Origin of the sequence: Burkholderia sp. E168m23 (assembly GCF_016586125.1) — a bacterium.
GTDB classification, from domain to species: Bacteria; Pseudomonadota; Gammaproteobacteria; order Burkholderiales; family Burkholderiaceae; genus Burkholderia; species Burkholderia orbicola.
In genome coordinates this window covers 1-12,666 of sequence record NZ_BCPP01000079.1, presented here as the reverse complement: position 1 = coordinate 12,666, position 12,666 = coordinate 1, and the positions used below count along the sequence as shown (strand labels likewise).

At 69.2% G+C, this 12,666-nt stretch carries 10 protein-coding genes; 6 read left to right on the top strand and 4 right to left on the bottom strand.

The window, feature by feature from the left end; translation table 11 throughout:
- The 3 genes from JMF90_RS06825 to JMF90_RS06815 all read left to right on the top strand — a co-directional run.
- Nucleotides 1-2,814 (top strand): efflux RND transporter permease subunit (locus JMF90_RS06825; RefSeq protein ID WP_201325002.1); only part of this gene is annotated, 2,814 nt, incomplete at its 5' end.
- Nucleotides 2,815-2,816: 2 nt separating this feature from the next.
- Nucleotides 2,817-4,385: an efflux transporter outer membrane subunit gene (locus tag JMF90_RS06820; RefSeq protein WP_125380646.1), complete on the top strand. Its 1,569-nt coding sequence runs from the start codon at nucleotides 2,817-2,819 to the stop codon at nucleotides 4,383-4,385.
- 125 nt (nucleotides 4,386-4,510) lie between these two features.
- Nucleotides 4,511-5,539 carry a MerR family transcriptional regulator gene (locus JMF90_RS06815; RefSeq protein ID WP_125380645.1) on the top strand — a complete coding sequence of 343 codons (1,029 nt, stop codon included), beginning with the start codon at nucleotides 4,511-4,513 and terminating at the stop codon, nucleotides 5,537-5,539.
- Nucleotides 5,540-5,631: 92 nt separating this feature from the next.
- On the opposite strand, the gene JMF90_RS06810 is transcribed toward JMF90_RS06815, so the two are convergent.
- The gene (locus JMF90_RS06810) at nucleotides 5,632-6,156 is read right to left on the bottom strand and encodes a M949_RS01915 family surface polysaccharide biosynthesis protein (RefSeq protein ID WP_125380644.1); all 525 of its coding nucleotides are present in this window, start codon (nucleotides 6,154-6,156) and stop codon (nucleotides 5,632-5,634) included.
- 83 nt (nucleotides 6,157-6,239) lie between these two features.
- Complete coding sequence (locus JMF90_RS06805) at nucleotides 6,240-7,622, bottom strand: sigma-54-dependent Fis family transcriptional regulator (protein ID WP_125380643.1); 1,383 nt, start codon at nucleotides 7,620-7,622, stop codon at nucleotides 6,240-6,242.
- Between the two features lie 227 nt (nucleotides 7,623-7,849).
- On the opposite strand from JMF90_RS06805, the gene JMF90_RS06800 reads away from it, so the two are divergent.
- Genes JMF90_RS06800 through JMF90_RS06790 form a run of 3 tightly spaced genes read left to right on the top strand, consistent with a single transcriptional unit; the run spans nucleotide 7,850 to nucleotide 11,285 of the window.
- Entirely contained in the window at nucleotides 7,850-8,761 is a 912-nt protein-coding gene (locus JMF90_RS06800) for an MBL fold metallo-hydrolase (protein WP_374039648.1), read from the top strand.
- 28 nt (nucleotides 8,762-8,789) lie between these two features.
- Entirely contained in the window at nucleotides 8,790-10,460 is a 1,671-nt protein-coding gene (locus JMF90_RS06795) for a bifunctional protein tyrosine phosphatase family protein/NAD(P)/FAD-dependent oxidoreductase (RefSeq protein WP_125380641.1), read from the top strand.
- A gap of 18 nt (nucleotides 10,461-10,478) precedes the next feature.
- Nucleotides 10,479-11,285 (top strand): sulfite exporter TauE/SafE family protein, encoded by an 807-nt coding sequence (locus tag JMF90_RS06790; protein ID WP_054927869.1) that lies wholly within the window; start codon nucleotides 10,479-10,481, stop codon nucleotides 11,283-11,285.
- A gap of 104 nt (nucleotides 11,286-11,389) precedes the next feature.
- Here JMF90_RS06790 and JMF90_RS06785 read toward each other — a convergent pair whose 3' ends face one another.
- Nucleotides 11,390-12,211, bottom strand: coding sequence for an ABC transporter permease subunit (locus JMF90_RS06785; RefSeq protein ID WP_006475948.1), 822 nt, complete (start codon nucleotides 12,209-12,211; stop codon nucleotides 11,390-11,392).
- The coding region (locus JMF90_RS06780; protein WP_201325001.1) for an ABC transporter permease subunit at nucleotides 12,208-12,666 on the bottom strand (459 nt) is incomplete at its 5' end. The genes JMF90_RS06780 and JMF90_RS06785, both read right to left, overlap by 4 nt.

Genomic DNA, 12,666 nt, shown 5'->3' with positions numbered 1-12,666 from the left:
GACGTGCCCGAAACCTGGTACCAGATCCGCAAGAAGGTGGGCGACATCGGCTATACGCTGCCGCCCGGCGTGCAGGGCCCGTTCTTCAACGACGAATTCGGCGACGTCTACACCAACATCTGGACGCTTGAGGGCGACGGCTTCACGCCCGCGCAACTGCACGACTACGCGGACCAGTTGCGCACCGTGCTGCTGCGCGTGCCGGGCGTCGGCAAGGTCGACTATTTCGGCGACCCCGACCAGCGGATCTTCATCGAGGTCAACAACGCGCAGCTCACGCGCCTGGGCATTTCGCCGCAGCAGCTCGGGCAGGCGATCAACGCGCAGAACGACATCTCGTCGGCCGGCGTGCTGACGACCGCCGACGATCGCGTGTTCGTGCGGCCGAGCGGCCAGTTCGACAACGTCGAGGCGATCGCGAATACGCTGATCCGCATCAACGGCCGCACGTTCCGGCTCGGCGATCTCGCCACCGTGAAACGCGGGTACGACGATCCTCAAGTCACGCAGATGCGAACGAACGGCCATGCCGTGCTCGGCATCGGCGTGACGATGCAGCCGGGCGGCGACGTGATCCGGCTCGGCAAGGCGCTCGACGCCGAATCGAAGGACTTGCAGGCGCAACTGCCGGCCGGCCTGAAGCTGACCGAGGTGTCGAGCATGCCGCACGCGGTGTCGCATTCGGTCGACGACTTCCTCGAAGCCGTCGCCGAGGCGGTCGCGATCGTGCTGGTCGTGAGCCTCGTGTCGCTCGGGCTGCGCACCGGGATGGTCGTCGTGATCTCGATTCCGGTCGTGCTCGCGGTCACCGCGCTGTTCATGTACCTGTTCGACATCGGGCTGCACAAGGTGTCGCTCGGCACGCTCGTGCTCGCGCTCGGGCTGCTCGTCGACGACGCGATCATCGCGGTCGAGATGATGGCCGTGAAGCTCGAACAGGGCTACACCCGCGCGCGCGCCGCCGCGTTCGCGTACACCAGCACCGCGTTCCCGATGCTGACGGGCACGCTCGTCACGGTATCGGGCTTCCTGCCGATCGCGCTCGCGAAATCGAGCACCGGCGAATACACGCGCTCGATCTTCGAGGTGTCGGCGATCGCGCTGATCGCGTCGTGGTTCGCGGCCGTCGTGCTGATCCCGCTGCTGGGCTATCACATGCTGCCCGAGCGTAAGCGGCACGCGCACGAGGCGCACCTGCCCGACGATCACGAGCACGAGATCTACGACACGCGCTTCTACCGGCGGCTGCGCGGCTGGATCGACTGGTGCATCGAGCGGCGCTTCGTCGTGCTGCTGATCACGGGCGCCCTCTTCGTCGTCGCGATGATGGGCTTCTCGCTGGTGCCGCAGCAGTTCTTCCCGAGCTCCGACCGGCCCGAGCTGCTGGTCGACCTGCGGCTGCCCGAAGGCGCGTCGTTCGCGGCGACGCTGCGCGAGACCGAGCGCCTCGAGAAAGCGATCGCCAAGCGGCCCGAGATCGACCATGCGGTGAACTTCGTCGGCAGCGGCGCGCCGCGCTTCTACCTGCCGCTCGACCAGCAGCTGCAACTGCCGAACTTCGCGCAGTTCGTGATCACCGCGAAATCGGTCGAGGACCGCGAGAAGCTCGCGACCTGGCTCGAAACGACGCTGCGCGACACGTTCCCGGCCGTGCGCTGGCGCCTGTCGCGGCTCGAGAACGGCCCGCCGGTCGGCTATCCGGTGCAGTTCCGCGTGAGCGGCGACAGCATCGCGACGGTCCGCTCGATCGCCGAGAAGGTCGCCGCGACGATGCGCGGCGATGCGCGCACGGTCAACGTGCAGTTCGACTGGGACGAGCCGGCCGAGCGCTCGGTGCGCTTCGAGCTCGACCAGAAAAAGGCGCGCGAGCTGAACGTCACGTCGCAGGACGTGTCGAGCTTCCTCGCGATGACGCTGTCCGGTACGACCGTCACGCAGTATCGCGAGCGCGACAAGCTGATCGCCGTCGACCTGCGCGCGCCGCGCGCCGACCGCGTCGATCCGGCCAAGCTCGCGGGCCTCGCGCTGCCGACGCCGAACGGCCCCGTGCCGCTCGGCTCGCTCGGCCGCTTCACGCCGACGCTCGAATACGGCGTCGTGTGGGAGCGCGACCGCCAGCCGACCATCACCGTGCAGTCGGACGTGCGCGCCGGCGCCCAGGGCATCGACGTCACGCATGCGGTCGACGCGAAGCTGAATGCGCTGCGCGCGCAGTTGCCGGTCGGCTATCAGATCAACATCGGCGGCTCGGTCGAGGAAAGCGCGAAGGCGCAGAAGTCGATCAACGCGCAGATGCCGCTGATGGCGATAGCCGTGTTCACGCTGCTGATGATCCAGCTGCAGAGCTTCTCGCGCGTGCTGATGGTCGTGCTGACCGCGCCGCTCGGGCTGATCGGCGTGGTCGCGACGCTGCTGCTGTTCGGCCAGCCGTTCGGTTTCGTCGCAATGCTCGGCGTGATCGCGATGTTCGGGATCATCATGCGCAACTCGGTGATCCTGGTCGACCAGATCGAGCAGGACATCGCGGCCGGCCACGGCCGTGTCGACGCGATCATCGGCGCGACCGTGCGGCGCTTCCGGCCGATCACGCTGACGGCCGCGGCCGCGGTGCTCGCGCTGATCCCGCTGCTGCGCTCGAACTTCTTCGGGCCGATGGCGACCGCGCTGATGGGCGGCATCACGAGCGCGACCGTGCTGACGCTGTTCTACCTGCCCGCGCTGTACGCGACGTGGTTCCGCGTGAAGCGCGACGAACGCGACCCGCAGGACGGCCCGCCGCCAGGCGGCACGCCTGCCGCGCCGTCGGGAGCCTGACCATGGATCGATCGATGACCCTGAAAACGAAAGCCGTGCGGGCGCTCACGGTGGTGAGCATCGCCGGCCCGCTCGCGGGCTGCGCGTGGTTCGCACCGAGCGGCGAGCCGCCCGCGATGCCGTCGCCCGCGCACTACGGCGCCGCGCCGCAAGTCGAGCAGACCGTGTCCGCGCACGGCGTCGCGCAGCAGTTCGAGGTCGGCGCGCAGCCGGTGCCGGACTGGTGGAAACAGTACCGTTCCGATGCGCTGAACGCGCTCGTCGACGAAGGGCTGCGCAACAGCCCGACGCTGAGCGCGGCGTCGCATTCGCTGGATGCCGCGCGCGAACAGTTGCGCGGTCAGATCGGCAGCTCGATGCTGCCGTCGATCGACGCGGTCGGCCAGGCCACGCGCCAGCGCGCGCTCGGCGTGCCGATTCCCGCGCTCGGCGCGCCGACGCTGCTGTACGACACGTTCGTCGGGCAACTGCAGGCGAGCTACACGGTCGACCTGTTCGGTGTGTCGCGCTTCGCGAACCGCGCGCTCGCGAAACGCGTCGACGTCAGCGCGTTCCAGCTCGAATCCGCGCGGCGCGCGCTGGCCGCGAACATCGTCACCGCATCGATCACCGTGTCGGTGCTCAATGCGCAGATCGACACGACCGAGCGGCTCGTCGCGCTCGCGAACGACCAGGCGCACGACGCGGAGCGCCGCCATGCGCTCGGTTCGGCCTCGCGCAGCGACGCGCTGAATGCCCGGCAAAGCGCCGACACGTTCGCCGCGAGCCTGCCCGCGCTGCGCCAGCAGCGCGACTCGGCGCGTCACGCGCTGGCGGTGCTGGTCGGCCGCACGCCCGACCGGCCGCCGGCCGATCTGGCGCTCACCGATCTGCACCTGCCCGAGCAGGTGCCCGTCGTCGTGCCGTCGGACCTGCTGCAAAGCCGCCCGGACATCCAGGCCGCCGACGCGGGGCTGAAGGCCGCCGCCGCCGAAGTCGGCCTCGCGACCGCGCAGATGTTTCCGCAACTGTCGCTGTCGGCGGCGATGGGCAAAGGCGGCTTCAGCTGGCCGGCGATGCTGTCGGGCGCCGGTGCGATCTGGAACGTCGGCGCGTCGCTGAGCCAGCCGATCTTCCATGGCGGCGCGCTGCTCGCCCAGCGCCGCGCGGCGAAGGCGACCTACGAGGCCGCGGTCGACCAGTACAAGCAGGCGGTGCTCGGCGCGTTCCAGAACGTCGCCGATTCGCTCGCGGCGCTCGAGCACGACGCGGAGGCGCTCGATGCGTCGTCGCGCGCCGCGCTGTCCGCACGGGGCGCATACGACGATGCGGCCGCCCGCGTGCGGCTCGGCGCGTTGCCGCCGTCGGCGGCGCGCGCGAGCGAGCTGCAGTACCGCAATGCGCGGCTCGACGAGATTCGCGCGACCGGCGCACGGTTCGCGGATACCGCGCGGCTTTACCAGGCGATGGGCACGCCGCCGGCCGACACCGGCGACAAGTCCGCTAAAACCGGCCACGCGGCCGGCGACGGCACGGCCGGCACGCAGGCACGCGCCGCCACGCCCGACGCCGCCGTCCCTTCTGCGCAATAACCAGCCCCCTTCGATCGGACGCGCGTGCGGATTCCCGCCACGCGCGTCCGATCGCCGCTCTTTCGCTTGACCCTCACGTAGCGTAACGTTCGAGACTCCAGTGTGCGCACCGAACGGAGGAACGAATGCGGCTGAAAGTGGGAGACCTGGCGAAACGCAGCGGGCTGACCGTCCGCACGCTTCATCACTATCACGCAATCGGCCTGCTGACGCCTTCGGCGCGCGCCGACAACGGCTACCGGCTGTACGACCGCGACGACATCGCCCGGCTCCACCAGATCCAGGCCCTGCGTCGCTTCGGACTGTCGCTCGCCGAAATCGGCGACTACCTGAACCAGCCCGGTACCCCGCTCGTCGATCTCGTCGCCAGGCAGATCGCGTCGCTCGACCGCCAGCTCGCGCAAACCGCGCAGCTGCGCGAGCGGCTCGCGAGCCTGCATGCGCAGCTCGCGGCGGGCACCGAGCCGGAACTGGCCGATTGGCTCACCACACTGGAGTTGATGACCGTGTACGACAAATATTTTTCCGAGGAAGAACTCGCGCGCCTGCCGATGTACCAGAAGAGCCAGGCCGGCGACGCGGAATGGATCGCGCTCGTCGCCGAAGTGCGCGCGCTGCACGAGGCGGGCGTGCCCGCCGAGGACGAGCGCGTCCGTGCGCTCGCCGCGCGCTGGATGGCGCAACTGGTGCGCGACACGAACAATGATCCGCGCCTGCTCGCGAAGCTGAACCTGATGCACGAGCACGAACCGTCGATGCAGTCGAAGATCGGCATTTCGACCGCGTTGCGCGACTATGTGCTGCGCGCTTCGGCGGAAACGAAGATGCGGCTCTTCGAGAAGTATCTGGAGCCGGACGAGATCCGCTTCATGCGGGCGCACTACCGCGAACGCTCGATGGAATGGCCGCAACTGATGGCCGACGTACGCGACGCGATCGATGCGGGCGCGCAGCCCGATTCGCCGCAAGGCCGCGCGCTCGCGCAGCGCTGGCTCGAGCTGTTCTGCAGCTACGCGGGCCACGATCCGGCCACGCACGCGAAATTCCGCCACGCGCTGATGAACGAGCCGGCGCTGACGAAGGATTCGTGGACCGACGACACGCTGCTCGGTTTCGTGCGCGCAGCGATGGCGCAGTTGGCGCCGGTGCGCTGATCGCGTGACGGGCGCGCGGCACGCGGGTTTCCCGTGTGCCGCCCGTTTCACCATGGGGAGCCGGCATCGCGCGCACGGTGGTCAGCATCCGCCTAATCGTTGCGCATGCTGATCCCGCGCCAGCGCTGCGTCATGTAACGCAGAAACGCGGGCTGCGCCTTCAGGTCCGCGTTCGGCACGGGCGCCGCGCCGCCGTCGACGAACTTGCCGTTGATCGTCACGGTTTCCTCGCCGCGCAGCACGTATTTCGTGCCCGCGTCGACCAGGAAGTACTTGACCTGATCGGCGCTCACGTCCCCCCGGCAACCAATCTTGTACGCGAACAGGAACTGCTTGCGGCCGTTGCCGAGCAGGTCGCGCATTTCGATCGACTTCGGCACGACATCGAGAATCACGTCGACCGGGCAATCCTTCACGTAGTCACGCACCGTCCAGTCGGGGTGGCCGTCGAGCGTCGCGGACACCTTGAGCTCGACGTCGTCGCCGGACGCGGTTCTGGCGAGCGTCACCACGTGCGCGCCGGCCGCATCGGTCCACGTGTAGTCGGCGGCATGCGCCGGGCTGGCCAGCGCTGTGACTGCGAGCCACAGGCAACGCGAAAGGGCATGTCTTTTCATCGGCGGGAGCGAAAGCGCTGAAATCGAACGCGCCATTATCGGCAAAGCCGCGTGCCGCCGCCAGCCGCGCGCGACCCGCCCGTTCAGCGCTCGCGCGAGCCGAGCCCGAGCGCCCTCATCCGCCGGTACAGCGTCCGCTCGCTCAATCCGAGTTGTTCGGCCAGCGCCTTGCGCGTGCCGTCGAACGTGCGCGTGATACGAACCAGCTCAGCATCCGACACGCCGCGCGCGTCGGCCGTCTGCGCGTGAGGCACCGCCGCTGCCGCGACGAGTTCGGCCGGCAGATGTTCGACGCGGATCGTCCCGTCGTCCGCGAACAGGCACGCGCGTTCAAGCACGTTGCGCAGCTCGCGGATGTTGCCGGGCCACGCATACGCATCGAGGCATGCCCGCGCGCGCTCGGTCAGCGTGAATGGCCGTGCATTCGCGTCGCCCGCCTTGCCGCGCGCATTCGCGATCCGCCGCAGGATCGATTCGGCCAGCAGCGCGACGTCGCCCTGCCGTTCGCGCAGCGCCGGCAGCGGGATCGGAAAAGCGTTGATCCGGTAGTAAAGATCCTGCCGGAACCGGCCGTCGTCGATCATCTCGCGCAGCGGCTTGTGCGTGGCCGCGACCAGCCGGAAATCCGCACGCAGCGCCTCGACGCCGCCCACGCGCCGGAACGTGCCCGATTCGATCAGCCGCAGCAGCTTCACCTGCATCGGCAGCGGCACGTCGCCGATCTCGTCGAGAAACAGCGTGCCGCCCTGCGCAGTTTCGACGAGGCCCGGCTTGCGCTGGTTCGCGCCGGTGAACGCGCCCTTCTCGTAGCCGAACAGTTCGCTCTCGAACAGCGTCTCGGCGATCCCCGAGCAATCGACGACGACGAACGGCCCCATTGCGCGGTCGCTCGCCTCGTGCAGCGCGCGGGCGAACAACTCCTTGCCGGTGCCCGATTCACCGAGCAGCAACACCGGCAGTGTCGACGGCGCCACGCGCTGCAATGCGCCGAGCGCCGCGTTGAACGCGTCCGAGCCGCCGACGAGCCCTTCCGCGCTCGGCTGCGCCGATGCGCTGCGCACGGTCGTCAGCCGCTCGACATACGCGATCACGTTGCCGTGTGCATCGAAGATCGGCCGCAGCTCGACGTCGACATGCTCGGGGCCGCGCGGCGTGTGATGGATGTGCAGCACGCGGTTCAGCCCGCGCGACTCGAGCGCCTGCTTCATCGGGCAATGCTCGCCGGCCTGGTCGCACGGCACGTCGTAGTGGTGCGACACCTGGAAACAGTGCCGGCCCACGTGCTCGACGCCGGCCACGCCGAACTGGCGCCGATACGCATCGTTCGCCGCGAGGATGCGGTAGTCGGGGTCGACCACGATCATCGGCTGCGGGTCCTGCTCGAGATACGCGACGAGTGCGTGGACATCCGGCATCGCGTCGCGGCGCGGAACAGGGACGATCGGAATGGTGTCGTGCGGATTCATGCGGCGGCTCGCTCGGCGAAGGGGCGCCCGGACGGACTGCCAGGCTGGCTGCCAATTCTGCCACGACACTGCCAGCTGTGGCAGTCCTCGTCTGCCGCCGGATGTCGCCGCCACCTTCTCAGGGCCGCCGACGCCCCGAAAACCCGTGCTGAATCAAGCCCCTGCCACATCGGCGGATGCTGCGCCACAGACTGGCACGCTTCTTGAAACAAAGACCGCGATTGCAGATGCAGAACCCCGTTCGAGGACACCCCGTGAGCAACGCCCCCGCCCTGTCGATCGAAGGCTTTTTCGACCCGGCCACCCACACCGTCAGCTATCTCCTGCTCGATACCGCGAGCCGCGCATGCGCGCTGATCGACAGCGTGCTCGACTACGACCCGAAATCCGGCCGCACGCGCACCGCCAGCGCCGACCGGCTGATCGCGCGCGTCGCCGAACTCGGCGCGACCGTGCACTGGCTGCTGGAGACGCATGTTCATGCCGACCATCTGTCGGCTGCGCCGTACCTTAAAGCACGGGTCGGCGGCCAGATCGCGATCGGTTCGCACGTGCGCCGCGTGCAGCACGTGTTCGGCACGCTGTTCAACGCAGGGCCGGGCTTTGCGGAAGACGGCCGCCAGTTCGACCGGCTCGTCGACGACGGCGACACGCTCGCGCTCGGCGCGCTGACGATCCGCGCGCTGCACACGCCGGGCCACACGCCCGCGTGCATGACCTACTGCGTGGACGACGCGACGCAGCGCGCGGCGTTCGTCGGCGACACGCTGTTCATGCCCGACTACGGCACGGCCCGCTGCGACTTCCCCGGCGGCGACGCGCGCACGCTGTACCGCTCGATCGCGCGCGTGCTGGCGCTGCCGCCCGACACGCGCCTGTACCTGTGCCACGACTATCAGCCGGGCGGCCGCGACGTGCAGTTCGTGACGACCGTCGCCGAGCAGCGCCGCGCGAACGTGCACGTGAAGGACGGCGTGAGCGAGGACGATTTCGTCGCGATGCGCACCGCGCGCGACGCGACGCTCGACATGCCCGTGCTGATGCTGCCGTCCGTGCAGGTCAACATGCGCGCCGGCCACCTGCCCGAGCCCGAGAACAACGGCGTGCGCTACCTGAAGATTCCGCTCGACGCGATCTGAGCGCCCGCACCCCACCGAGAACCCCGACATGACCACCCTCCGCAAGCTGACCGACACGCTGTCGGTCTCGCCGCAGATCGCGGCGGCCGACCTGCCCGCGCTTCACGCGGCGGGCATCCGCGCGATCATCTGCAACCGGCCCGACGGCGAAGGCGCCGACCAGCCGACCGTCACCGAGATCCGCGCGGCCGCCGCGCCGCTCGGTATCGACGTGCATTACCTGCCGGTCGATACCGGCAAGGTGACCGACGACCAGGCTGCGCAGTTCGGCGCGCTCGTCGCGTCGCTCGACGGGCCCGTGCTCGCGTACTGCCGCAGCGGCACGCGCTCGGCCACGCTGTGGGCGCTGTCGCAGGCGGGGCTGCGTCCGCTGGACGACCTCGTCGCCACCGCCGGCCCGGCCGGCTACGACCTGAGCGCGCTTGCATCGCGTGTCACGCAAAACAGCCGCCACACGGCGCCGGCCGTCGACGCACGGCACGACATCGTGATCGTCGGCGCGGGTGCCGCCGGCATCGCGGTCGCGTCGAGCCTGCTCGCGCGCGACGCGTCGCTCGACATCGCGGTGATCGATCCCGCCGACGTCCACTATTACCAGCCCGGCTGGACGATGGTCGGCGCGGGCGTGTTCCAGCCCGGCACCACCGCGCGGCCGATGACCGACGTGCTGCCGCGCGGTGTACACCGCATCCGGGCCGCCGTCGCGGGCTTCGAGCCCGGCGCGCACGTCGTGGTGCTCGACGGCTGCCGGCGCATCGGTTATCGCAAGCTCGTCGTGTGCCCGGGGCTCAAGCTCGACTGGCACGCGATCGACGGCCTCGCCGACACGCTCGGCCACAACGGCGTCACGTCGAACTACCGCTACGATCTCGCGCCGTACACGTGGGAACTCGTGCGCGCGTTCCGCGGCGGCAATGCGCTCTTCACGCAGCCGCCGATGCCGATCAAGTGCGCGGGCGCGCCGCAAAAGGCGATGTACCTGTCGTGCGATCACTGGCGGCGCACGGGGCGCCTCGACGCCGCGAACGTCGAATTCCTGAATGCAGGCGGCGCGTTGTTCGGCGTCGCCGATTACGTACCCGCGCTGATGGAGTACGTGAAAAGCTACGACATCGCACTGTCGTTCGGCCACAACCTCGTCGCGATCGACGGGCCCGCGCGCCGTGCGACGTTCTCGCGCGCGCTGCCCGACGGCGGCAAGGCAACCGTCGAGCGGTCGTTCGACATGATCCACGTCGTGCCGCCGCAGAAGGCGCCGGACTTCGTGCGCGCAAGCCCGCTCGCCGACGCGGCCGGCTGGATCGACGTTGATCCGGCGACGCTGCGCCACAAGCAGTTCGAGGACATCTACGCGCTGGGCGACGTCACCAACACGACCAACGCGAAAACGGCCGCGGCCGCCCGCAAGCAGGCGCCCGTCGTCGCGCACAACCTGCTTGCATCGCTCGGCCGCGCGCACGGCGACGCCACCTACGACGGCTACGGCTCGTGTCCGCTCACCGTCGAGCGCGGCAAGATCGTGCTCGCCGAATTCCTGTACGGCGGCAAGGTCGCGCCGACCTTCCCCGCGTGGCTGATCGACGGCACGCGCCCGTCGCGGCTCGCGTGGCTGCTCAAGGAGCGCGTGCTGCCGCCGCTCTACTGGAAGGCGATGCTCAAGGGCCGCGAATGGCTCGCGAAGCCCGCGATCGCACGGTGACCGGAGCGCGATGACGTCATGCTGATTTCCCTCGTACTCGGCGGCTTCGTCGGCGCCGTGCTCGGCCTGACCGGCGCCGGCGGCGGCATTCTCGCGGTGCCCGCGCTCGTCGTCGGGATGAGCTGGCCGATGCAGCAGGCCACGCCCGTCGCGCTCGTCGCAGTGGCGGGCAGCGCCGCGCTCGGCGCGCTCGAAGGTTTTCGCCGCGGGCTCGTGCGCTACCGCGCGGCGCTGCTGATGGCGGTGGCCGGCGTGCCGCTGACCACGCTCGGCGTGCGGCTCGCGCACGTGCTGCCGCAGCGCCTGCTGCTCACGCTGTTCGCGCTGACGATGCTGGTCGTCGCCGCTCGCCTGTTGCGGCAGGCGCTGCGGCGGCAGGCGACCGATACGGACACGTCGCCGCTGTGCGTCGGCCGCGTGAATCCCGACACGGGCCGGCTCGTGTGGTCGTGGCCCGTAGGCATCGCGCTGGCGTCGACCGGCGCGGTCACGGGCTTGATGACGGGGCTGCTCGGCGTCGGCGGCGGTTTCGTGATCGTGCCGATGCTGCGCAAGTTCACGAACGTGTCGATGCATGGGGTGGTCGCGACGTCGCTGATGGTGATCGCGCTGGTCGGCACCGGCGGCGTGCTCGCGACGCTCGTGTCGGGCACGCGCGCGCCACTCGACGTGACGCTGTGGTTCACCGTCGCGACCGCGCTCGGCATGGCCGCCGGCCGCGGTGCGTCGCGCCACCTCGCCGCGCGGCATGTGCAGGCCGGTTTTGCGGCCGTGCTCGTGTGCGTCGCGCTCGGCTTGCTGGCCAAGGCGGCGTTCGGCGCATGAACGACGGCGACGCGCCGGCGATCGTTGCGCACCGCCAAAACGAAACGCCCGGCCCGACTCGTCGTCGGCACCGGGCGTTTTTCATGATGGCCGCAATCGGCGTGTCAGGCCGCGAACCCCGCCAGCCGCTTGCGCTCCTGACGCAGCATCACGAAGTTCGCGATCACGACGCCGGCCGTCACCGCGATGATGAACAGCGTCGCGAGCGCGTTCATCTCCGGGTTCAGGCCAAGGCGCACGCGCGAGAACACGACGAGCGGCAGCGTCGTCGAGCCGGGGCCCGACAGGAACGCCGACAGCACCAGATCGTCGATCGACAGCGTGAACGACAGCAGCCAGCCCGCGATCAGCGCCTGCGAGATCAGCGGCAGCGTGATCGTGAAGAACACCTTCAGCGGCGTCGCGCCGAGATCGAGCGCGGCTTCTTCCAGCGATGGATTCAGCTCGCGCACGCGCGACTGCACGATGATCGCGACGTACGAGATGCACAGCATCACGTGGCCGAGCCAGATCGTGAACACGCCGCGCTCGGCCGGCCAGCCGATCCACTTCGCCAGCTCGATGAACAGCAGCAGCAGCGAGATCCCCTGGATCACCTCGGGAATCACGAGCGGCGCGTTGATCATCCCGCTGAACAGCGCGAAGCCGCGAAAGCGCCCCATCCGCGCGAGCACGAAGCCGGCCCACGTGCCGATGAACACCGACGCGAACGCGGTCAGCACGCCGATCTTCAGCGACAGCCACGCGGCCGTCAGCAGCTCGTCGTCCTCGACGAGCGCCGCGTACCAGCGGAACGAGAAGCCCGACCACACGGTGACGAGCTTCGACTCGTTGAACGAATAGACGATCAGGCTGATGATCGGGATGTACAGGAACGCAAAGCCGACGAACAGCGCCGCGAACTGCAGGTAGCGATTCGGCTTCATCGACGGCCTCCCTGTTCCTTCGCCTGGAAGTGCTGGAACATCGCCATCGGCACGAGCAGCAGCAGCACCATCGCGCAGGTCACGGCAGACGCCATCGGCCAGTCCGCGTTGTTGAAGAACTCGTTCCACATCACGCGGCCGATCATCAGCGTATTCGCGCCGCCGAGCAGCTCCGGAATCACGTACTCGCCGACCGCCGGGATGAACACCAGCAGGCAGCCCGCGATGATGCCGTTCTTCGACAGCGGCAGCGTGATCTGCACGAACGCCTTCCACGGCTTCGCGCCGAGGTCGTAAGCGGCTTCGAGCAGGCGCAGGTCCATCTTCACGAGGTGCGCATAGAGCGGCATCACGAGGAACGGCAGGTACGAATACACCATCCCGATGTATACCGCGTAGTTGGTGCGGTACAGCTCGATCGGCGTATGCGTGAGCCCGATCCACATCAGGAAGTT

What these genes read in the sequence shown, in the direction of transcription:
- JMF90_RS06795 (WP_125380641.1), top strand. Translation starts at nt 8,790, where the DNA reads ATGACCACCCTCCGCAAGCTGACCGACACGCTGTCGGTCTCGCCGCAG.
- JMF90_RS06800 (WP_374039648.1), top strand. Translation starts at nt 7,850, where the DNA reads ATGCAGAACCCCGTTCGAGGACACCCCGTGAGCAACGCCCCCGCCCTG.
- JMF90_RS06790 (WP_054927869.1), top strand. Translation starts at nt 10,479, where the DNA reads ATGCTGATTTCCCTCGTACTCGGCGGCTTCGTCGGCGCCGTGCTCGGC.
- JMF90_RS06820 (WP_125380646.1), top strand. Translation starts at nt 2,817, where the DNA reads ATGGATCGATCGATGACCCTGAAAACGAAAGCCGTGCGGGCGCTCACG.
- JMF90_RS06785 (WP_006475948.1), bottom strand. Translation starts at nt 12,211, where the DNA reads ATGAAGCCGAATCGCTACCTGCAGTTCGCGGCGCTGTTCGTCGGCTTT.
- JMF90_RS06805 (WP_125380643.1), bottom strand. Translation starts at nt 7,622, where the DNA reads ATGAATCCGCACGACACCATTCCGATCGTCCCTGTTCCGCGCCGCGAC.
- JMF90_RS06815 (WP_125380645.1), top strand. Translation starts at nt 4,511, where the DNA reads ATGCGGCTGAAAGTGGGAGACCTGGCGAAACGCAGCGGGCTGACCGTC.
- JMF90_RS06810 (WP_125380644.1), bottom strand. Translation starts at nt 6,156, where the DNA reads ATGAAAAGACATGCCCTTTCGCGTTGCCTGTGGCTCGCAGTCACAGCG.